We start from the raw sequence: 20,387 nt of genomic DNA, 5'->3' as shown, positions 1-20,387 counted from the left end.
GAGGCGACGACGATGACCGAGGCGCAGGAATCCGAGTTCGGCGGGCCTTCGGTGCCGCAGACCCGCACGGCGCGCCACCGCAGGATCGTGGACATCCTCAACCGGCAGCCGGTGCGCTCGCAGAGCCAGCTGGCCAGGCTCCTCGCGGACGACGGACTGAGCGTCACCCAGGCGACGCTCTCCCGCGACCTGGACGAGCTGGGCGCGGTGAAGATCCGCAACACCGGCGGCGAGCTGATCTACGCGGTGCCGAGCGAGGGCGGATTCCGCACCCCGCAGGCGCCGTTGGGCGGCTCCGCCAAGGAGGAGCGGATGCGCAGGCTCTCCGCCGAGCTGCTCATCTCGGCGGAGGCCTCGGCCAACCTGGTGGTACTGCGTACGCCGCCGGGCGCCGCGCAGTTCCTCGCCTCGGCCATCGACCAGGCCGAACTGCACGACATCCTCGGCACCATCGCGGGCGACGACACGCTCATGCTGATCAGCCGCGATCCGGCCGGCGGGCAGGCACTCGCCGACCATCTGCTGCGGCTCGCACAGAACGAGCGCTGACGGAGCGCTGACGGAGCGCCGGTGCGGCGGCGACCGTGCGGCGCGCGCTCAGTAGTTGGTGATCGCGGTGGCGCCGCCGTAGGTGCCGATCGCGATGTGCGGCTTACGGGCCGGGTCGGCCCAGGCCAGGATGCGGTCCATCGCGTCCGCCGGTACGGAGACGCAACCGGCGGTCGCGCCGGACCCGTTGACGTGCAGGAAGATCCCGGCGCCCCGGCCGCGCACCGGCTCGTCGTAGTTGAAGCCGATGACGAGCGCGTGGGCGTACTGCGTGGGGTACGCGGTGATCTGCTCCGACTCCGAGGCCCGGCAGTCCGAGGGCAGCGGCTCCACCCAGCGGTTGTAGTCGCGCGCCTCGTTGTCCTCGCACCACCAGGACTTGGTGGTGGCCCGCCGGTACGGATAGCGGATGCCGACCGGCGCCGCATCGACCCCGAACGCGTACGGCAGGTCGTACAGCCCGGTCGGCGTCGTGTACGTGCTCTGCTTGCGGGTGCTGCCCTCGGTGAGGCCCTTCGAGCCGAACCGCGCGGTGGCCTTCCCTGCGGCCACCCACCTTCCGTCCTTCAGGTCCCACCAGGTGAGCGTGCCCGACGTGGACGAGGTGCCGTCCGCCATGGCGGTGATCAACTGGGTGCCGCCCCCGGTGTCGGCGAGCCGCATCGGCAGCGGGGCGGTGACCAGCGGCGGCCGCCCGGCCCCGACCACGGTGCCGAGGGCCAGCAGAACGGCGGCGGTGGTGATGAGTCTTCGCATGGAACGGACTCTAGGCCGCCGTCGTGCCCCGCACACGGGTTCGGCGGGTCACGGTGCGCCGACACCCTCTTTGACAAACCATGCAGTCGATTGCATAGTTATGCCTGTCAGTGATCGTGGCGACGGCCGCACCGTGAAGGCGCCGGTGGCCCCGCGCATCCGATTCCCCTGGTTCTTCCGAGGAGCACGCAGTGAGCAACGGCAACGGCAACGGCGACGTACGTCTCTGGGGCGCCCGCTTCGCCGACGGGCCGGCCGAGGCGCTGGCCAGGCTGTCCGCCTCCGTCCACTTCGACTGGCGGCTCGCGCCGTACGACATCGCCGGCTCCCGTGCCCACGCCCGCGTCCTGCACAAGGCGGGGCTGCTCACCGAGGACGAGCTGAACCGGATGACCGCCGGGCTCGACCAGCTCGAAGCGGATGTGGCGGACGGCTCCTTCACCGGCACCATCGCCGACGAGGACGTCCACACCGCCCTGGAGCGCGGGCTGCTGGAGCGGCTCGGGCCCGACCTCGGCGGCAAGCTCCGGGCCGGCCGGTCCCGCAACGACCAGATCGCCACCCTGTTCCGGATGTACCTGCGCGACCACGCCCGGATCATCGGCGGCCTGATCGCCGATCTCCAGGACGCGCTCGTCGGTCTCGCCGAGGCCCACCCGGACGTGGCCATGCCCGGCCGTACGCACCTCCAGCACGCCCAGCCGGTGCTCTTCGCCCACCACGTCCTGGCCCACGTCCAGGCCCTGTCCCGCGACGCGGAGCGGCTGCGCCAGTGGGACGAGCGGACGGCCGTCTCGCCGTACGGGTCCGGCGCGCTGGCCGGGTCCTCGCTGGGGCTGGACCCGGAGGCGGTCGCCGCCGACCTCGGCTTCGAGCGCGGCTCCGTGGGCAACTCCATCGACGGCACCGCCGCACGGGACTTCGTCGCCGAGTTCGCGTTCGTCACCGCGATGATCGGCGTCAACCTCTCCCGGATCGCCGAGGAGATCATCATCTGGAACACGAAGGAGTTCTCCTTCGTCACCCTGCACGACGCCTTCTCCACCGGCTCCTCGATCATGCCGCAGAAGAAGAACCCGGACATCGCGGAGCTGGCGCGCGGCAAGTCGGGCCGGCTCATCGGCAACCTCACCGGCCTGATGGCCACGCTCAAGGCCCTGCCGCTCGCGTACAACCGCGACCTCCAGGAGGACAAGGAGCCCGTCTTCGACTCCTGCGACCAGCTGGAGGTCCTGCTCCCCGCCTTCACCGGCATGATGGCGACGCTCACCGTCAACCGCGAGCGCATGGAGGAACTGGCCCCGGCCGGCTTCTCGCTCGCCACGGACATCGCCGAGTGGCTGGTCAAGCGGGGCGTCCCCTTCCGCGTCGCCCACGAGGTCGCCGGCGAGTGCGTCAAGGAGTGCGAGCACCACGGCATCGAGCTGGACGAGCTGAGCGACGAGCAGTTCGCGAAGATCTCCGAGCACCTCACCCCGGACGTCCGCACCGTCCTCGACGTGCCCGGCGCCCTCGCCTCCCGCAGCGGCCGGGGCGGCACCGCCCCCTCCGCCGTCGCCACCCAACTGGCCGAGGTCAAGGCCGACCTCGCCGTCCAGCACGCCTGGGCGGACGCGCGCAAGTAGCCGGAAAGGCATCGCGGGCTACGTTGAGGGGTAGGCGCGTCCTGCCCGACGACGAGGAGCCCGCGATGCCGTTCGCCCGACTTTCCGCCGCGACCACCCCCACCGCCCACATCGGGCTCGGCTTGGCCGCCATCGGCAGGCCCGGCTACCTCACCCCGCACCGCGACCGCGACCTGCCTGGTGACCGCTCGCCCGACGCCCTGCGCGACCGTACGCACGAACTCCTCGACGCCGCCTACGCGCAGGGCGTCCGCTACATCGACACCGCCCGCTCCTACGGGCGCGCCGAGGAGTTCCTGGCCGGCTGGCTCGCCGCGCACCCCGAGGCGGACGACGTCGTCGTCGGCAGCAAGTGGGGCTACACCTACACCGCCGACTGGCGCCCCGACGCCGAGACCCACGAGGTCAAGGACCACAGCGCCGCCGCCTACGAGCGCCAGCGCGCCGAGACCGCCGCCCTCCTCGGCGACCGGCTCGACCTCTACCAGATCCACTCCGTCACCCCGGACAGCCCGGCGCTCACCGACAAGGACCTCCACACCCGCCTCGCCCGCCTCGCGGACGGGGGCGTCAGCGTCGGCCTGTCCACCAGCGGACCCGGCCAGGCGGAGGCGATCCGGGCCGCCCTCGCGATCACGGTGGACGGCGCCCCCCTCTTCCGTACCGTCCAGGCCACCTACAACGCGCTGGAGACCTCGGCCGGACCCGCACTCGCCGAGGCGCACGCCGCCGGGCTCACCGTCATCGTCAAGGAGGCCATGGCCAACGGCAGGCTCGCCGGCGACCAGGCGCCCGCCGTCGTGCGGGAGATCGCGGGGGAGGAGGGCCTGGGCAGCGACGCGGTCGCCCTCGCCCTGGTGCTCCACCAGCCCTGGGCCGGGGTCGTGCTCTCCGGCGCGGCCACCCCCGCCCAGCTCTTCGGCAACCTCCACGCGACCGTGCCCGTCCTCGACGAGGAGCGGCGCGCCCGGCTGGACGCCCTGGTCGAGGAGCCGGAGGCGTACTGGCGCCACCGCGCATCGCTGCCCTGGAACTGACCCCGGCACACGGCACCGCCCGGCCGCCCGTCACATCGCGGCCGTCCCGCACGTCAGTGTGGTGACGGCATCCGGCGCGGGAGGGCGAAGTTGAACGACCACGAGTACCTGGCGGCACGTTTCGAGGAGCACCGGGGCCGTCTGGAGGCGGTCGCCCACCGCATGCTGGGCTCCACCGCCGAGGCGCAGGACGCGGTCCAGGAGGCGTGGATCAAGCTCGGCCGCACCGACGGCACCGGCATCGGCAACCTCGGCGGCTGGCTGACGACCGTCGTGGGACGGGTCTGCCTGGACATGCTGCGCTCCCGCCGCGCCCGGCGCGAGGAGCCCCTGGAGACCGGCGCGGACGCCCCCGTGCCGCCCGGCCCCGGCCCCGCCCGCTCCGGCGATCCGGAGGAGCAGGCACTCGTCGCCGACTCCGTGGGCCTGGCGCTGCTCGTGGTGCTCGAAACGCTCGACCCGGCCGAACGCCTCGCCTTCGTGCTGCACGACATGTTCGCCGTGCCGTTCGACGAGATCGCCCCGATCGTCGACCGCACCCCGGCCGCCGCCCGCCAGCTCGCCAGCCGGGCCCGCCGCCGGGTGCGGGGCGCCGATCCCGTACCCGACCCGGACGCCGGCCGGCGGCGCGAGGTGGTCGAGGCGTTCCTGACCGCCGCCCGGGGCGGCGACTTCGAGGCGCTGCTCACCGTCCTCGACCCGGACGTGGTGGTCCGCTCGGGCGACAGCGGGGTGCCCGTGCCCGTGGCCGGGGCCGCCCAGGTGGCCCGGCAGGCGATCATGTTCGCGCGGCTGGCCACGGAGGGGCGGCCCGCCCTGCTCGACGGCCGGCCCGCGGTCGTCTCGGCGGCGCCCGGGGTGCCGTTCTCGGTCATGCGGTTCACCGTCGAGAACGGGCGGATCGTGGAGATGTACGCGATCAGCGACCCGGCGCGGCTGCCCGGCCTGGACCTGGTCCTGCTGGACCACTGACCGGCCCGCGCGCCGGCGGGACGCCATCCACCCGGATGAGACAAAATTGTCTCATCCGGGTTAGTGTCGTCTCATGAGTGTTGATCGTGAGCAAGTGCTGCGCGCCGCTGCGGCCCTGCTGACCCGCAAATCCACTGCCACCACGGACGAGGTCGCCAAGGCCGCCGGCATCGGCCGCGCCACCCTGCACCGGCACTTCGCCGGTCGCGACGCCCTCGTACGGGCGCTGGAGGAACTGGGCATCCAGGAGTTCGGGGCGGCCCTCGACGCCGCCGCGATGGACGAGGGCACGAGCGAGGAGGCGCTGCGCCGCTTCGTCGCCGCCGTCGAGCCGAGCGCCGGGCTGCTCTCCTTCCTGGTGACGGAGAACCAGCTCTTCGAGGGCGAGGAGCAGAACCCCGGCTGGGACCGGCTGGACGCCCGCGTCGCCGCCTTCTTCCTGCGCGGCCAGGAGCGCGGCGAGTTCCGCATCGACCTGACCCCGGCCTGGCTGACCGAGGCGCTGTACGGGCTCATCGGCAGCGCGGCGTGGGCCGTTCAGGCGGGCCGGGTGGCCGCACGGGACTTCCCGTACATGGTCGTCGAGTTGCTGCTCGGCGGCGCACGCCGGAGCGTGGAGCAATGAGCAGCGTCGCAGAGCAGCCGGAACCCCCCGTGGAGCCGTACCGGCCCGGCCGGTGGATCGCGCTGGCCGTCCTCGTCCTCGCGGTGCTGCTGGTGGCCGTGGACGCCACCGTGCTCGGCCTGGCCACCCCGTTCCTCAGCGAGGACCTGGAGCCGACCGGCACCCAGCTGCTGTGGATCGGTGACGTCTACTCCTTCGTCATCGCCGGACTCCTGGTCTCCATGGGCAGCCTCGGCGACCGCATCGGCCGCAAGAAGCTGCTGCTGTGCGGCGCCACCGCCTTCGGCGCGGTCTCGGTGCTCAACGCCTACGCGCACACCCCCGAGATGATGATCGTGGCGCGGGCCCTGCTCGGCGTCGCCGGCGCCACCCTGATGCCGTCCACCCTGGCCCTGATCCGCAACCTCTTCCACGACCCCCGCGAGCGCAGCCTCGCCATCGGCATCTGGGGCGCCATGGCCTCGGCCGGGGCCGCCGTGGGACCGGTCGTCGGCGGATTCCTGCTCGAACACTTCTGGTGGGGCTCGGTCTTCCTGATCAACCTGCCCGTGATGGCCGTGCTCGTGGCGGTCGGCATCAAGCTCATCCCCGAGTCGAAGAACCCGGCGCCCGGCCCCTGGGACCTGCCGAGCGTGGGTCTCTCGCTGGTCGGGATGATCGGCGTCGTCTACGCCATCAAGGAGCTGGCCGCCCACGGCGCGGGCTGGACCCCGGCCGTGGTGGGCGTCGCCGGACTGCTGGCGCTGACCTGGTTCGTACGCCGTCAGTTCCGGCTCCCCGCGCCCCTGCTCGACATGCGCCTCTTCCACCACCGGGGCTTCTCCGGCGCCGTGCTGGCCGATCTGCTGACCATCCTGGGCCTGTCCGGACTGGTCTTCTTCCTCTCCCAGTTCCTCCAGCTGGTCCAGGGACGCGGACCGCTGGAGGCCGGGCTGGCCGAACTGCCCGCCGCCGCGGGCGCGGTCACCGCGGGCCTGCTGGCGGGCGTCGTCGCCCGGCGGTACACCGTACGGGTGGTGGTCTCCGGCGGGCTCGCCGCGATCGGCCTGGCCCTGGCCACGGTCGCCGCCGTCCACCGCGACACGGCCTACCCGCTGATCGGCGCGCTGCTCCTGGTCGTCGGCGTCGGCGCGGGCTTCGCGTTCACGGTGACCTCCGACGTCATCCTCTCCAGCGTCCCCAAGGAGCACGCGGGCTCCGCCTCCGCGGTCTCCGAGACGGCGTACGAACTCGGCGCCGCCCTCGGCATCGCGCTGCTCGGCTCCATCGTCACCCACTCGTACCAGAGCTTCACGGCCCCCGAGCACACCCCGGCCGCCGTCTCGTCCGCCGCGCACGAATCACTCGGCGGCGCCGTGGAGTCCTCGCACCTGCTGCCGGCCCACGAGGCCGCCGAACTGGTCTCCGCCGCCCAGGACGCGTTCGTGGACGGGCTGCACCTCGCCTCGGTCGTCGGCGCCGTCGTCCTCGTGGCGACCGCGGTCGCCGCCTGGTTCCTGCTGCGCGGCCAGGAACTGGAGGAAGGCATCGTGCACGAGTAGCCCGGCATACGCGTGAGGGCCCGCCCCCGGCCGGGAGCGGGCCCTCACACGGAACGCCGGCGGATCAGGCCGCCTTCGCCTTGGTCGCGTACATGTCCACGTACTCCTGGCCGGACAACCGCATCACCTCGGCCATCACGGAGTCCGTCACCGCCCGCAGCACATAGCGGTCGCGGTCCATGCCCTCGTAGCGCGAGAACTCCATCGGCGCGCCGAAACGCACCCTGACCTTGCCCGGCCGGGGCAGCCCCGCGCCGCCCGGCTGGAGCTTGTCCGTGCCGATCATCGCGAACGGCACCACCGGCGCGCCCGTCATCAGCGTCAGCCGGGCGATGCCCGTACGGCCCCGGTAGAGCCGGCCGTCGGGGGAGCGGGTGCCCTCCGGGTAGATCGCGAAGGCCTTGCCCTCCTCCAGCACCCGCCGGCCCGTCATCAGCGCCGCGACACCGCCGCGCCCGCCGTCACGGTCCACCGGGATCATGCCCACGCCGGTGAAGAACCAGGCCATCAGCCGGCCCTTGAGGCCCTTGCCCGTCACGTACTCGTCCTTGCCGATGAAGTACACCGGCCGCTCGCAGCAGATCGGCATGATCATCGAGTCGATGAACGTCAGGTGGTTGCCCGCGAGGATCACCGGTCCGGTCCCCGGAATGTTCTCGATGCCGTCCACCTGCGGACGGAACATCAGACGCAGGATCGGTCCGAGCACTGCCTTGATGAGTGCGAGTCGGGACAACGCTTCCTCCGGTGTAGTGGCCGGGCGGCCGGGCGACGGTGGTGGGGGTCCATGCAGGTGAGGACGATACTCGCGGGTACCGGCCCCGCGCACATCGGGTTCACACACCGGATACACCGCGTCGACACGCATTCGCGCCGTGTTCGTCCAGGTGCCGCCCCCGCGACCCCGCCCCTGCCTACGCTCGGTCCTCGCCCGACAGGTGCCGTACATCACATGCGAGGAGCATTCATGACAGAGCGTGCGCAGGCCGCGCCGGGACGACGGACCCTCATCGGGGCGGGAGCGGCGGTCCTGGGAACCGCCGCCCTGGGCGTCACCACAACGGCGCAGGCGGCCGGGCGGCACGGCGGTCACGGCGGCCACCGCCTCGACCTGCCGGTCCCCACGGTCATCGGCCACCGGGGCGCCAGCGGCTACCGCCCCGAACACACCCTGGGCTCCTACCAGCTCGCCCTGGACCTGGGCGCGCACATCATCGAACAGGACCTCGTCCCGACCCGCGACGGCCACCTCGTCTGCCGCCACGAGAACGACATCACCGCCACCACGGACGTCTCCGAGCACCCCGAGTTCGCGAACAGGCGCACCACCAAGACCGTCGACGGCGTCCGCCTCACCGGCTGGTTCACCGAGGACTTCACCCTCGCCGAACTGAAGACGCTGCGCGCCAAGGAGCGCATTCCGGCCAACCGCCAGAAGAACACCCTCTACGACGACCGCTGGGAGGTCCCCACCTTCGAGGAGGTCCTGCGCTGGGCCGACCGCGAGGGCCGCCGCCGCTCCAAGCCCGTCTGGCTGTACGTCGAGACCAAGCACCCCACCTACTTCCGCGGCCTGGGCCTCGGCCTGGAGGAGCCGCTCGCCAAGCTCCTGCGCCGCTACGGACGCCACCGCGCCCAGTCCCCGGTGATCCTCCAGTCCTTCGAGCCGAGCAGCGTCCAGCGCCTGGCGAAGCTGGTCGCCACCCCGCGCATCGTGCTCCTCTCCGGCGCCGGCAGCCGTCCGTGGGACTTCCAGGTGTCCGGCGACCCGCGCACCACGGACGACCTGATCACGCCGAAGGGCCTGAAGTGGCTGGCCTCCTTCGCCCAGGGCATCGGCCCCACCCTCGACCTGATCATCCCCAAGGACGCCTCCGGCCGGCTCACCGAGCCCACCACTCTGGTGCGCGACGCCCACGCCCGTGGCCTCGTCCTGCACCCGTACACCATGCGCAACGAGAACGCCTTCCTGCCCGCCGACTTCCGGCGCGGCACCGACCCCAACGCGTACGGGGACGCGTTCGGCGCGTTCGCCGCGTACTTCGCGACCGGGATCGACGGCGTCTTCTCCGACAACCCGGACACCGCGCTGCTCGCCGCGGCGGACTTCGCGGCACGGCGCTAGGACGGGGGGCCCGGCTCCCCTGCACACCCGTTCCCGTCACATCGCAGGGGAGTTGGGTATGTCACAGCGGAGTTTGGGCCCCATCCGTTCCCGTCGCCTTGGATGTCTGCGCAGAATGCTCCCCGGCGGAGGTTGTCGCTCCTGATCTTCGGGAAAGGAGCGGAAGACAACCGGCGGATCAGGTGAGCGGGAGGCATGCGCACATGGGCATGAGCGTGACCATCTCGGCGGCGGGCGCACAGGACGCCGAAGAGATTCTGAAGCTTCAGTACCTCTGTTTCCAGAGCGAGGCGGAGCTGTACGGCAATTACCGCATCGACCCGCTCGTCCAGACCCTCGACTCGGTCCGCGCCGAGATCACCGAGAACCTGGTGTACGTGGCCCGCCTCGGCGACGAGATCGTCGGCTCCGTGCGGGGCTCGACCGACGAGGAGGGCACCGGCCGGATCGGCAAGCTCTGCGTCCACCCCCGGCTGCGCGGCCACGGCCTCGGCGCCCGGCTGCTGCGCGCGGCGGAGGCGGGCCTCGCCGAGGAGCGCGCCGCCACCCGCTTCCGGCTGCACACCGGCCACCGCAGCGAGGGCAACCTGCGCCTCTACCGGCGCGCGGGATACGCCACCGTGGGCAACGCCACCGGCAGCGACGGCGTCATGATGATCCTGCTGGAGAAGGACGCCCGGGCCCCCGGCGCGTACGTCGCCAGCGCCTAGCGCTTACGTACGAACGGGCGTCCGGCGCCTTCGTGCGAACGAGGCGGGCGCCGCGTTCCGGCCGCTACGCGGTACGGGCGCGGCGCAGCCACATCATCCCGGTGACCGGCAGGATCACCGGGATGAACAGGTAGTCCCGGCCGCAGTACGACCACACCGTGGCATCGGCGAACGCGGACGGCTCCACCAGCGTCCACGCCCCCACCACCAGCACTCCGGCCAGTTCGGCCGCGCAGCACACCAGCGCCGTCCGGCGGGCCCGCTCGCCCCCGCGCACCAGCGAGTACGTGATGAAGCCGTAGACCGCCGCGGCCACGGCCGACAGCACATAGGCCAGGGGCGCGCGGTCGAAGTCCAGGATCATCTGGACGATCGAGCGGGACGCCGCCGCCACGGTGAACACCCCGTAGAACCAGACCAGGACCCGGCCGGGGCCGCGGCTCAGGTCGAACGGCCGCTTCTCGTCGGCGGCCGTCGCCGGCGTGGTGTCGGTGTCGGCCACGGTCAGCCTCCCCAGATGTCGTAGAGCCGTACTTCGAGGACGGCCAGGACGACCGCGCCCGCCGCCACCGTCACCGAACCCCAGCGGGTCCGCTCGCTCAGCGACAGGAACCCCGCCGCCGGAACGGCGAGGAACGCCCCGGCCAGATACGCGATGAAGATGGTCATGCCCTGCTCGGGCCGCTCGCCGCGGGCCAGCTGCACGATCCCGGTCACCAGCTGCGCCAGCGCCAGCAGCGAGACGACGGCCATACCGATGAAGTGCCAGTCCTTGGTGGGCTGGTCCCGGTATGCGGCGTGTCCGCACCAGGCGGCGAGGGCGAGGGCGGCCGCGGCGACCGCGACCGTCAGGGCGTCGAGCATGTGCCGAGGGTATTACGGGGCGCCGGGACGACCGCGTGCGCCCCTGCGGGCCGGGCCCCGGAGTCGCGGGCGGACGGGCCGGTGACCGTGGCCTTGACCACAGCGGGCGCCCACCCCCGCCACGCCGCAGCAGCCGGAACCGGCCAGCCGCCGCCGCTATCGTCGCAGGTCAGAGCGGTATGGCTGGAATTCGCCGCCGGGTGCGGGGTCGGGGTGCGGCCCTGTCCGTGAGTGTCCGCTATTCGGACAAACGGTTCGACCGTCAGTCCGGGTCTGTTTTACTTGTGCCCATGACCACGACGAGCAGCCGCACCCTTGCGACCGAGGCGAACACGACGCCCGGTGCTCGTTGTATGTGTCGAATGCGCGCCTTCTGAGGGCCCACGACCGAGCCTCGCGCCCCGAAGCGAAACACCCTTCCTCCCGGCCGTCCGCACCCAGCGGCACGAGCCCGCACGGGCCCCGGCCCGCGGTGAACGCCGCGCCCGGCCGCCCCGGAACCGCTCGGAACGTCCGATCGAAAACGTCCGGATCACCCCCTGGACGCATGCCCCGTGCCCGGCGGACACCGCGCCGCGCACTCGACAGTGACGGAAACCCCTGTGATCACCACGACGGGCCTGACGAAGGTCTACCGGTCGCGCGACCGTGAGGTCACCGCCCTGGACGGCGTCGACCTCCACGTCCGCGAGGGCGAGGTCTACGGCGTCATCGGCCGCAGCGGCGCCGGCAAGTCCTCCCTGATCCGCTGCGTCAACCTCCTGGAACGCCCCACCTCCGGCACCGTGACCGTGGACGGCCGGGACCTCACCGCCCTCGCCGGCCGCGGCCACCGCGCCGGCCGCGAACTGCGCGAGGCACGCAGCCGCATCGGCATGGTCTTCCAGCACTTCAACCTGCTGGCCTCGCGCACGGTGCAGCGCAACGTCGAACTCCCGCTGGAGATCCTCGGCGTCACCGGCCGCGAGCGCTCCCGCAAGGCCCTCGAACTCCTCGACCTGGTCGGCCTCGCCGACAAGGCCACCGCCTACCCGGCCCAGCTCTCCGGCGGCCAGAAGCAGCGCGTCGGCATCGCCCGCGCCCTGGCCGGCGACCCCAAGGTGCTCCTCTCCGACGAGGCCACCTCGGCCCTGGACCCCGAGACCACCCGCTCCATCCTCCAGCTCCTGCGCGACCTCAACCAGCAGCTCGGCCTCACCGTCCTGCTCATCACGCACGAGATGGACGTCGTCAAGACGATCTGCGACTCCGCCGCACTCATGCGGGGCGGCCGCGTCGTCGAGTCCGGCACCGTCGGCGAACTGCTCGCCACCCCCGGCTCCGAACTCGCCCACGAACTGTTCCCCGTCGGCGGCACCCCCTCCGCGGCCGACCGCACCGTCGTGGACATCACCTTCCACGGCGAGGCCACCGCCCGCCCGGTGATCTCCCAGCTCTCGCGCACCTACAACATCGACATCTCGATCCTGGGCGCGGCGATGGACACCGTCGGCGGCCGGCAGATCGGCCGCATGCGCATCGAGCTGCCCGGCCGGTTCGAGGAGAACGTCGTCCCGATCGGCTTCCTGCGCGAACAGGGCCTCCAGGCCGAGATCGTGGACGCCGAACCCGTCACCACGACCGCCCCCGCAACCGCACCGCTCATCAAGGAGGGGGCGAAGTGACCTGGTCCGAAATGCAGCCGCTGCTGTCCCAGGGCACCGTCGACACCCTCTACATGGTGCTGTGGTCCACCGTCGTCACCGTCCTGGGCGGACTGCCGCTGGGCGTCCTGCTGGTCCTCACCGACAAGGGCGGACTGCTCCAGAACACCCCGGTGAACAAGATCGTCGGCGTGATCGTGAACATCGGCCGCTCGCTGCCGTTCATCATCCTGCTGATCGCCCTGATCCCCTTCACCACCTGGGTCGTCGGCACCTTCATCGGCCCCACCGCCATGATCGTGCCGCTCGCGGTCGGCGCCATCCCCTTCTTCGCCCGGCTCGTCGAGACGGCCGTCCGCGAGGTCGACCACGGACTCGTCGAGGCCGTCCAGTCCATGGGCGGCTCCATCCCGACGATCGTCCGCAAGGTCCTCCTCCCGCAGGCCCTGCCGTCCCTCGTCTCCGGCATCACCACCACCGTCATCGTGCTCATCGGCTACTCCGCGATGGCCGGCGCGGTCGGCGGCGAAGGGCTCGGCTCCAAGGCCGTCACCTACGGATTCCAGCGCTTCGACAACCGCTTCATGCTCGTCACCGTCGCGCTGCTGATCGTCATCGTGACCCTCGTCCAGCTGATCGGCGACCTCGCCGTCCGGCTGCTGGCCCGCCGCGGCCGCACCACCTGAGACTTCCCTCCCCACCGAGCCCGCACTCCTTGTCCGGGCGCACCACCACCACCTGAAAGAGGCACTCTTCGTGCGTACCACCATCAAGTACACCGCCGCTGCCGCAGCCACCGCCGCCATCGCCCTGGGCCTCACCGCCTGCGGCACGGACTCCGACCCGGCGGGCAAGAGCGGCGGCGACGCCGACACCTCCAAGGCGCTCGTCGTCGCCGCGTCCCCGACGCCGCACGCCGACATCCTCGGCTTCGTCAAGAAGAACCTCGCCGACAAGGCCGGCCTCAAGCTGGAGGTCAAGGAGTTCACGGACTACGTCCTGCCGAACACCGCCACCGAGAGCGGCCAGGTCGACGCCAACTTCTTCCAGCACCAGCCCTACCTGGACGACTTCAACGCCAAGAAGAAGACCCACCTGGTTTCCGTCGGCACCGTCCACCTGGAACCCCTCGGCCTCTACTCCCAGAAGGTCAAGGGCCTCGACGGCATCAAGCCCGGCCAGACCATCGCCGTTCCCAACGACACCACCAACGAGGGCCGCGCGCTCCAGCTGCTCGCCGAGAACGACCTCATCACCCTCAAGGACGGCGTCGGCTCCGACGCCAAGCTGAGCGACATCACCGACAAGAAGGGCCTGGAGTTCAAGGAGCTGGAGGCCGCCACGGTCCCGCGCGCCCTGAACGACGTCGACGCCGCCGTCATCAACGGCAACTACGCCATCGAGGCCAAGCTCAGCCCCGCGAAGGACGCCCTCGTCCTGGAGAAGGCGGACGGCAACCCGTACGCCAACATCGTCGCCGTCAAGAAGGGCGACGAGAACGACCCCCGCGTCCAGAAGCTCGTGAAGCTCCTGCACTCCGACGAGGTCAAGAAGTACATCGAGGACACCTACCAGGGCTCCGTCATCCCGGCCTTCGGCAACGCCAAGTCCTGACCCCCGCAAGGCACTTGCCCCACGAGCCCCGCACACCCCACCCAGGGGGGTGCGGGGCTCCGCCGTGCGGACCCGGCCATGCGCGCCGCCCCCGCGATGCTGCATGCTGTGCATTTACACGGTCTTCGGCATGGAGCGGCGCATGACTTCCACCTTCCCGGACATCTCCATCAGCACGGACCGGCTGGTGCTGCGCCCATTCGACATGGCGGACATCCCCGCGTACATCGAGATGATGAACGACGAACTCGTCACCGCCTGGACCCACGCGCCCCACCCCTACACCCGGGTCGACGCCGAACGCTGGGTCCGCCGCATCGCCCCCGGCCACCGCACCAAGGGCGACGGGATCGCCCTCGCCGTCACCGAATTCCTCACCCAGCGCCTGGTCGGCTCGGTACGGCTGCGCAACACCGACTGGCGCACCCTGTCCACCGAGGCCGCCTACATCACCGCCCCCTGGGCCCGCGGCGAGGGATACGCCACCGAGGCCGTGCTCGCCGTCGCCCAGTGGCTCTTCCGCGACCAGGGCTTCGAACGCATCGAACTGCGCACCGCCGCCGACAACACCGCCTCCCAGCAGGTCGCCCAGAAGCTCGGCTGCATCAGCGAGGGCGTCCTGCGCAACGCCCGCATAGCGCGTACCAGGACCGAGAACGGCACGGACGGCGGCTGGACCGACATCCGCACCGACCTCATCGTCTGGGGCCTGCTCCCCGAAGACCTCGAAGGCGTTGCCGAACAGCTCGCCGACGCCGGCGGATACGGCACCTACAACGACTGGAACTGACCCGGCCGGGTCCCGGCGCCCCGCAGCCGGGAGGACCGGGTAACCTCACCCTGCCCGCCCCCGGGAAAACCGCCCCCGCCTGCGACGACTCCAGGAGACTGACACCAAGATGGCCGACCGGGTCACAGTGATCGGCTGGGACGGTTCACCCCTGACCAGAGCGGCCACCGCCGCGCTCTCGGCCGCGACCCTGGTCGCCGGCGCCCCCCACCACCTGGCACTGCCCGAAGTGCCCGGGAGCGCCGAACGCATCCGCCTCGGCTCCGTGGACCTCGCCGCCCGCCGCATCGCCGGCCACCGCGGCAGCGCCGTCGTCCTCGCCGACGGCGACCCCGGCTTCTTCGGCGTCGTCCGCACCCTGCGCGCCCCCGCACACGGCCTGGAGGTCGAGGTCGTCCCGGCCGTCTCCTCCGTCGCCACCGCCTTCGCCCGCGCCGGCATGCCCTGGGAGGACGCCCAGACGGTCGTCGCCCACCCCCGCACCCTGCGCCGCGCGGTCAACGTCTGCCGCGCCCACCACAAGGTCGCCGTCCTCACCTCGCCCGGCGCGGGCCCCGCCGAACTCGCCCTGCTCCTCGAAGGCGTCCACCGCACCTTCGTCATCTGCGAGGAACTGGGCACCGACCGCGAACAGGTCACCGTCGTCACCTCCGACACCGCGGCCGACCACGTCTGGCGCGACCCCAACGTCGTCATCGTCATCGGCGGCGGCCCCGAACGGCAGGAGGCCGCCTGGATCGCGGGCCGCCACCCCGCCCAGCCCCAGGGCGTACGCGGCTGGGCCCTGCCCGCCACCGCCTACCCCGACCCCGGCGCCCGCCCCTCCGGCGACGGCGGCGAGGGCGAGGGCCCCGTGCTGCGCGCCGCCCAACTCGCCCACCTCGGCCCCCGCACCGGCGACCTCGTCTGGGACATCGGCTCCGGTGGTGGCGCGCTCGCCGCGGAGGCGGCCCGCTTCGGCGCGGCGGTCCTCGCCGTGGACAGCGACCCGGCCGCCTGCGCCCGCACCGCGGCCGCCGCCCGCGCCTTCGGCGTCCAGCTCCAGGTCGTCGAGGGCCGCGCCCCGCACGTACTGGAACGCCTGCCCGAACCCGACGTCGTACGCATCGGGGGCGGCGGCGTCCCCGTCGTCACCGCCGTCGCCGACCGCCGCCCGGAACGCATCGTCACCCATGCCTCCACCCGCGACGAGGCGGAGGCGCTGGGCGCCGCCCTGGCCGGCAACGGCTACACGGTCGCCTGCTCGCTCCTCCAGTCCGTCGAACTCGACACGACCGCCTGGTCGGAGCGCGAACGCACGGTCGTCTTTCTCCTTTCCGCACTGCGTTCGGACCTTGCCCCCTGACCCGTCCGCATGCGGTGCGAGGTAGGCTGGCCGATCGTCGCACCGCTCCCGGACGTTCGTCGCTTCGTTCGTCAATGTCCGGAAAAGGGGACCGTTTTGGCCCTGGCTGTGGTACGGCAACACCCTGGAACGCGCAACGTGGCGCAGTCCACAGCGAGCCGTGGCGAAATGACCTGCCGCGGCGGCGAACGACCGCGAGAATGCAGGATGTCCGCGACCGATTCGTGCCGCGCGGCGCGCCCGCTCGTTCCACCGGACGAGCACCGCGTGCCGTGTCCGGGCGTGCCAGGGCGACGGGCCGAAGGAGCACTGACGATGGGCGAGGGGAACGCATGAGTGACACCGGCCAGATCCCGGCCGAGGGACTGCCGGAGAACGGGGGCACGGTGGAGCAGCCGGGTGTCCCCGCGCCGGACTCCTACACCCCCGAGGACGACGATCTCCTGCTGATGCCGAGCGCACAGGGCGCCTGGGGCGAACCCCAGCCGGTCCAGGCCCCTCACCACTACACCGACAACACCGGCGCGCACGGCGCGTACCCGCCGGCGGACCCGGCGCACGCCCAGGGTCCCGTCCAGCTCCAGGAGCAGCCTCCGGCGTACGCGGCGCAGCACGCCGAGCCGCTGCCCGGCAGCCACGAGTCCGGCAGCCACGAGTCCGGAGGCCGCGATTCCGGCGCCGTGGACGTCGGGGCCGTCCGCATCCCCTCGCCCGCCCCGCAGCCGCAGGCCGCCGCGCGCCGCCCGCTGCACCGGGGCCCGGCCTCGCCCGAGCCGACCTACGGCGGTACGTCGGGGGCCGGCGTGGTCCGCTCGCTGGCCGACCGCGGCCCGGCCCAGACCCAGACGACCGCCCGCCACGCGGGCCCGCCGCCTGCGGAACCGGAGTACTTCGAGCCGCAGCCCGAGCCGCTTCCGGGCCCGCAGCTCGGCGCGATCCCGCCCCAGAACGCCCACGCGTGGACCGCCCCGGCGCCGACCCCGCCGCCGGCAGCAGAAACGGTCGCTCCGGCAGCGCCGGTGCCCCCGGCGGCGCCCGAGGCAGTGTCGGAGCCGGCCGTGGTGGCCGAGCCGGTCGCGCAGCCGGCCCCGGTCGTGGAGCCGGTGGCGGCTGCCGCCACCGCTGTCGTGGAGCCCGTGGCACCGGCGGAGCCGTCCGCCGCCGTGGTCGCCCCCGAGGCGGTCGCGGCCGTGGAACCCGCCCCCGCCGTGGTCGCCCCCGAGGCGGTCGCGGTCGTGGAGCCCGCGCCGGTCGTCGAGACCGTTGCGGTGGCGGAGGAGGCCCCGGCTGCGGAGGCCGCCCAGGCGGCCGTGGTCGAGCCCGTACCGGATGCGGACGCTGCCGTGGTGGCGGAGCCGACGCCGGCCGCCGAGGCGGCACAGGTCCAAGCCGTCACCCCGGCCACCGCACCGGAGGCGGCCCCGGCCGCAACCGCAGAGCCGGTTCCGGCCGCAGAGCCCGCCCAGGCCGCTGAGGCCGTTCCTGTCGCTGAGGCCGCGGAAGCCGTCGAGGCCGTCGAGGCCGCCGAGGTCGTCGTGACGGAGGAGCCCGCTGCGAGCGCGGACCCCGCGCCGACTGCAGATGTCGCTGAGACCACTCCGGCCCCGGAGGCCACCCCGGCCGCCGACGCCGCGCAGGCGACGGACCCCGTTCAGGCGACGGACCTCGCCCAGGCTGCCGACCCCGCGCCCGTCGCTGAGCCCGCCCAGGCCGTCGAGGCGCAGCCCGCCGTGACGGAGGAACCTGCTCCGGTTGCCGACCCCGCCCAGGCGGCAGAGGCGACTCCGGTGACAGAGGCGGCCCCGGCAGCGGAGGCGACCCAGGTCGCGGACCCCGCCGCAGAAGCCGCTGTCCCGGCCGCCGAGCCCAGCGAGCCCTCCGCAGCCGAGGAGCCCGCCGCAGCCGCTGAGGCCACCCCGGCCGCTGAGCCCGCCCCGGTTGCTGAAGCCGCCCAGGCCGCCGAGGCCGAGCCCGCCGTGGCGGGGGAGCCCGCCCAGGCCCCGGAGGCCGCTGCGACTCCCGCCGCTCCTGCCGCCGAGGCCGCAGACGTACCCCCGGCCGCCGAACCCGAGCCGGCCGTGGCCGAGCCCGTACCGGCCGCCGACGCCGACCGTGCCGCCGAGGCGGCCCCGGCGGCGGAGACCGCGCAGCCCGAGCCCGCCGCCCAGGCCGCCGAACCCGCCGCAGCGGAGGAGCCTGCCGAGGCCGCCCCCGCCCCGGAGGCCCCGGCCCCCCAGGCTGCGGACCCCGCCCCGGCCGCCGAGGCCGAGCCCGTACCGGCGGCGCAGGCCGCCCCCGCCGCCGAGGCGGCCCCCGACCCCGGTCGGTCGATACAGCCCGAGGCCGGGCCCGAGGTCATCGAGACCCCGGACCCGGGCGACGAGACGCCCCCCGCGCCCGGCTACGACGACGCCGAGCGGGAGGCGGTCCTGCGGGTGATGCGGGAGCGCCGCGACATCCGCAACGGCTTCCGCAGCGACCCCATCCCGCACGAGGTGCTGCTCCGCGTCCTGGAGGCCGCGCACACGGCGCCCAGCGTCGGGCACTCGCAGCCGTGGGACTTCGTGGTCATCCGGTCCGCCGAGACGCGCCGCTCGATGCACGAGCTGGCGCAGCAGCAGCGCGAGGCGTACGCCAAGTCGCTGCCGAAGGCACGGGCGAAGCAGTTCAAGGAACTGAAGATCGAGGCGATCCTCGACACGCCGGTCAACATCGTGGTGACGGCCGACCCGACCCGCGGCGGCCGCCACACGCTCGGCCGGCACACGCAGCCGCAGATGGCCCCCTACTCCTCGGCGCTGGCCGTGGAGAACCTGTGGCTGGCGGCCCGCGCGGAGGGCCTCGGCGTGGGCTGGGTCAGCTTCTTCGACGAGCGCGAGATGGTACGCGCGCTGGGGCTGCCGGAGCACCTGGAGATCGTGGCGTACCTGTGCGTCGGGTACGTGGACGAGTTCCCGGAGGACCCGGAGCTGATGCAGGCGGGCTGGTCGAAGCGCCGCCCGCTGTCCTGGGTCGTCCACGAGGAGACGTACGGCCGCCGCGCCCTGCCCGGCGAGGCGCCGCACGACCTGCTCCAGGAGACGATCTCCAACATCCGCCCGCTGGACGCCAAGGCGCTCGGCGAGGCGTGGGAACGCCAGAAGCGGATGACGAAGCCCGCCGGTGCGCTGGGCATGCTGGAGATCATCTCGGCGCAGCTGTCCGGGCTGTCCCGGATGTGCCCGCCGCCTATCCCGGAGCCCGCGGCGGTCGCGGTCTTCGCCGGTGACCACGGGGTGCACGCGCAGGGCGTCACGGCGTGGCCGCAGGAGGTCACGGGCCAGATGATCGCCAACATGCTGAGCGGGGGCGCGGTCTGCAACGCGTTCGCCTCGCAGGTGGGCGCCGAGGTGTGCGTGGTCGACGTGGGCGCGGTCGCGGAACTGCCCGCGACGCCGGGCCTGCTGCCCCGGAAGGTACGGGCGGGCACGGGGGACTTCACGACCGGCCCCGCGCTCACCCGCGAAGAGGTCCATGCGGCCATCGAGGTGGGCATCGAGACGGCCCGCGACCTGGTGGCGGCGGGCAACAAGGGCCTGCTGACGGGCGAGATGGGCATCGCCAACACCACGGCTTCGGCCGCCCTGATCTGCGTGTACACGGGGATGGACCCGGCCGAGGTGACGGGCCGGGGCACCGGCATCAACGACGAGATGCACGCCCGCAAGATCGACGTGGTACGCCGGGCCCTCGAACTCCACCAGCCGGACCCGGCCGACCCGATCGGCGTGCTGGCGGCCGTGGGCGGCCTGGAGCACGCGGCGATGGCCGGCTTCCTGCTGGGCGGGGCCTCGCTCCGTACACCGGTGATCCTGGACGGAGTGAGCGCGGGGGCGGCCGCCCTGGTGGCCCGCGCGATCGCCCCGGAGGCCCTGGCGGCCTGCATCGCCGGCCACCGCAGCGCCGAGCCCGGCCACGTCGCCGCGCTCAACAAGCTGGGCCTGCGCCCGCTGGTCGACCTCGACCTCCGCCTCGGCGAGGGCACGGGCGCACTCCTGGCACTCCCGATCGTGCAGAGCGCCGCCCGCGCGATGCACGAGGTGGCCACCTTCGACTCGGCGGGCGTGACGGAGAAGTAGTCCGATTTCAGCCCCGCCGGCGTTCGAGGCGCGGGGTCCGGGGCGGAGCCCCGGTTCGGGAAGGGGCGGGGAG

At 73.1% G+C, this 20,387-nt stretch carries 18 protein-coding genes and 1 pseudogene; 15 read left to right on the top strand and 4 right to left on the bottom strand.

What is annotated here, in order from left to right:
- The first annotated feature begins 12 nt into the window (after window positions 1–12).
- On the top strand, window positions 13–549 hold the full coding sequence (locus tag OG710_RS03855) for an arginine repressor (RefSeq protein ID WP_239222639.1): 537 nt from the start codon (window positions 13–15) through the stop codon (window positions 547–549).
- Window positions 550–597: 48 nt separating this feature from the next.
- Here the strand turns inward: OG710_RS03855 and OG710_RS03850 are convergent, their stop codons facing one another.
- Window positions 598–1,305 carry a L,D-transpeptidase family protein gene (locus OG710_RS03850; RefSeq protein WP_330238078.1) on the bottom strand — a complete coding sequence of 236 codons (708 nt, stop codon included), beginning with the start codon at window positions 1,303–1,305 and terminating at the stop codon, window positions 598–600.
- Between the two features lie 191 nt (window positions 1,306–1,496).
- Here OG710_RS03850 and argH point away from each other — a divergent pair, with 191 nt between their 5' ends.
- The 5 genes from argH to OG710_RS03825 all read left to right on the top strand — a co-directional run bounded on the left by argH (window position 1,497) and on the right by OG710_RS03825 (window position 7,105).
- On the top strand, window positions 1,497–2,930 hold the full coding sequence (gene argH, locus OG710_RS03845; RefSeq protein ID WP_330238077.1) for an argininosuccinate lyase: 1,434 nt from the start codon (window positions 1,497–1,499) through the stop codon (window positions 2,928–2,930).
- A gap of 65 nt (window positions 2,931–2,995) precedes the next feature.
- On the top strand, window positions 2,996–3,967 hold the full coding sequence (locus tag OG710_RS03840; RefSeq protein ID WP_330238076.1) for an aldo/keto reductase: 972 nt from the start codon (window positions 2,996–2,998) through the stop codon (window positions 3,965–3,967).
- 90 nt (window positions 3,968–4,057) lie between these two features.
- Window positions 4,058–4,939, top strand: coding sequence for a sigma-70 family RNA polymerase sigma factor (locus OG710_RS03835; protein WP_330238075.1), 882 nt, complete (start codon window positions 4,058–4,060; stop codon window positions 4,937–4,939).
- Between the two features lie 73 nt (window positions 4,940–5,012).
- Window positions 5,013–5,564 (top strand): TetR/AcrR family transcriptional regulator, encoded by a 552-nt coding sequence (locus OG710_RS03830; protein ID WP_330238074.1) that lies wholly within the window; start codon window positions 5,013–5,015, stop codon window positions 5,562–5,564.
- On the top strand, window positions 5,561–7,105 hold the full coding sequence (locus OG710_RS03825; RefSeq protein WP_330238073.1) for an MFS transporter: 1,545 nt from the start codon (window positions 5,561–5,563) through the stop codon (window positions 7,103–7,105). The genes OG710_RS03830 and OG710_RS03825 overlap by 4 nt, the downstream gene beginning before the upstream one ends.
- Before the next feature lie 64 nt (window positions 7,106–7,169).
- Here the strand turns inward: OG710_RS03825 and OG710_RS03820 are convergent, their stop codons facing one another.
- Complete coding sequence (locus OG710_RS03820) at window positions 7,170–7,841, bottom strand: lysophospholipid acyltransferase family protein (protein ID WP_111333856.1); 672 nt, start codon at window positions 7,839–7,841, stop codon at window positions 7,170–7,172.
- A gap of 231 nt (window positions 7,842–8,072) precedes the next feature.
- Here OG710_RS03820 and OG710_RS03815 point away from each other — a divergent pair, with 231 nt between their 5' ends.
- From OG710_RS03815 to OG710_RS03805, 3 genes and pseudogenes are all read left to right on the top strand, one after another.
- Window positions 8,073–9,230: a glycerophosphodiester phosphodiesterase gene (locus OG710_RS03815; protein WP_330238072.1), complete on the top strand. Its 1,158-nt coding sequence runs from the start codon at window positions 8,073–8,075 to the stop codon at window positions 9,228–9,230.
- Between the two features lie 34 nt (window positions 9,231–9,264).
- Window positions 9,265–9,382 (top strand): annotated as a pseudogene (locus tag OG710_RS03810) (sigma-70 family RNA polymerase sigma factor); the annotation flags it as partial.
- A 51-nt stretch (window positions 9,383–9,433) separates the two neighbouring features.
- Entirely contained in the window at window positions 9,434–9,940 is a 507-nt protein-coding gene (locus OG710_RS03805; RefSeq protein WP_330242146.1) for a GNAT family N-acetyltransferase, read from the top strand.
- A 64-nt stretch (window positions 9,941–10,004) separates the two neighbouring features.
- On the opposite strand, the gene OG710_RS03800 is transcribed toward OG710_RS03805, so the two are convergent.
- Window positions 10,005–10,442 carry a hypothetical protein gene (locus tag OG710_RS03800; RefSeq protein WP_111333862.1) on the bottom strand — a complete coding sequence of 146 codons (438 nt, stop codon included), beginning with the start codon at window positions 10,440–10,442 and terminating at the stop codon, window positions 10,005–10,007.
- Between the two features lie 2 nt (window positions 10,443–10,444).
- Window positions 10,445–10,804: a hypothetical protein gene (locus OG710_RS03795; protein WP_111333864.1), complete on the bottom strand. Its 360-nt coding sequence runs from the start codon at window positions 10,802–10,804 to the stop codon at window positions 10,445–10,447.
- Between the two features lie 602 nt (window positions 10,805–11,406).
- Between OG710_RS03795 and OG710_RS03790 the strand changes: the two genes are divergently transcribed.
- The 6 genes from OG710_RS03790 (at window position 11,407) to cobT (ending at window position 20,314) form a co-directional block, all read left to right on the top strand.
- Window positions 11,407–12,468, top strand: coding sequence for a methionine ABC transporter ATP-binding protein (locus OG710_RS03790; protein WP_330238071.1), 1,062 nt, complete (start codon window positions 11,407–11,409; stop codon window positions 12,466–12,468).
- Entirely contained in the window at window positions 12,465–13,133 is a 669-nt protein-coding gene (locus OG710_RS03785; RefSeq protein ID WP_111333868.1) for a methionine ABC transporter permease, read from the top strand. Before OG710_RS03790 ends, OG710_RS03785 begins: the two co-directional genes overlap by 4 nt.
- Before the next feature lie 70 nt (window positions 13,134–13,203).
- On the top strand, window positions 13,204–14,061 hold the full coding sequence (locus OG710_RS03780) for a MetQ/NlpA family ABC transporter substrate-binding protein (RefSeq protein WP_330238070.1): 858 nt from the start codon (window positions 13,204–13,206) through the stop codon (window positions 14,059–14,061).
- A gap of 103 nt (window positions 14,062–14,164) precedes the next feature.
- Complete coding sequence (locus tag OG710_RS03775; protein WP_330238069.1) at window positions 14,165–14,851, top strand: GNAT family N-acetyltransferase; 687 nt, start codon at window positions 14,165–14,167, stop codon at window positions 14,849–14,851.
- A gap of 109 nt (window positions 14,852–14,960) precedes the next feature.
- Entirely contained in the window at window positions 14,961–16,196 is a 1,236-nt protein-coding gene (gene cbiE / locus OG710_RS03770; RefSeq protein WP_330238068.1) for a precorrin-6y C5,15-methyltransferase (decarboxylating) subunit CbiE, read from the top strand.
- A gap of 332 nt (window positions 16,197–16,528) precedes the next feature.
- A complete protein-coding gene (cobT, locus tag OG710_RS03765; protein WP_330238067.1) occupies window positions 16,529–20,314 on the top strand; it encodes a nicotinate-nucleotide--dimethylbenzimidazole phosphoribosyltransferase in 3,786 nt (1,261 codons plus the stop codon).
- The last annotated feature ends 73 nt before the right edge of the window (window positions 20,315–20,387 follow it).

Origin of the sequence: Streptomyces sp. NBC_00525 (assembly GCF_036346595.1) — a bacterium.
Classification (GTDB): domain Bacteria; phylum Actinomycetota; class Actinomycetes; order Streptomycetales; family Streptomycetaceae; genus Streptomyces.
The sequence above is the reverse complement of the archived record's forward strand: the minus strand, read 5'-3'. Positions and strand labels throughout refer to the sequence as shown.

Excerpts from the sequence above, each read along its gene's own strand:
- OG710_RS03855 (WP_239222639.1), top strand. The coding sequence starts at position 13 with ATGACCGAGGCGCAGGAATCCGAGTTCGGCGGGCCTTCGGTGCCGCAG.
- OG710_RS03850 (WP_330238078.1), bottom strand. The coding sequence starts at position 1,305 with ATGCGAAGACTCATCACCACCGCCGCCGTTCTGCTGGCCCTCGGCACC.
- OG710_RS03840 (WP_330238076.1), top strand. The coding sequence starts at position 2,996 with ATGCCGTTCGCCCGACTTTCCGCCGCGACCACCCCCACCGCCCACATC.
- OG710_RS03830 (WP_330238074.1), top strand. The coding sequence starts at position 5,013 with ATGAGTGTTGATCGTGAGCAAGTGCTGCGCGCCGCTGCGGCCCTGCTG.
- OG710_RS03825 (WP_330238073.1), top strand. The coding sequence starts at position 5,561 with ATGAGCAGCGTCGCAGAGCAGCCGGAACCCCCCGTGGAGCCGTACCGG.
- OG710_RS03815 (WP_330238072.1), top strand. The coding sequence starts at position 8,073 with ATGACAGAGCGTGCGCAGGCCGCGCCGGGACGACGGACCCTCATCGGG.
- OG710_RS03805 (WP_330242146.1), top strand. The coding sequence starts at position 9,434 with ATGGGCATGAGCGTGACCATCTCGGCGGCGGGCGCACAGGACGCCGAA.
- OG710_RS03795 (WP_111333864.1), bottom strand. The coding sequence starts at position 10,804 with ATGCTCGACGCCCTGACGGTCGCGGTCGCCGCGGCCGCCCTCGCCCTC.
- OG710_RS03775 (WP_330238069.1), top strand. The coding sequence starts at position 14,165 with ATGCTGTGCATTTACACGGTCTTCGGCATGGAGCGGCGCATGACTTCC.
- cbiE (WP_330238068.1), top strand. The coding sequence starts at position 14,961 with ATGGCCGACCGGGTCACAGTGATCGGCTGGGACGGTTCACCCCTGACC.
- cobT (WP_330238067.1), top strand. The coding sequence starts at position 16,529 with ATGAGTGACACCGGCCAGATCCCGGCCGAGGGACTGCCGGAGAACGGG.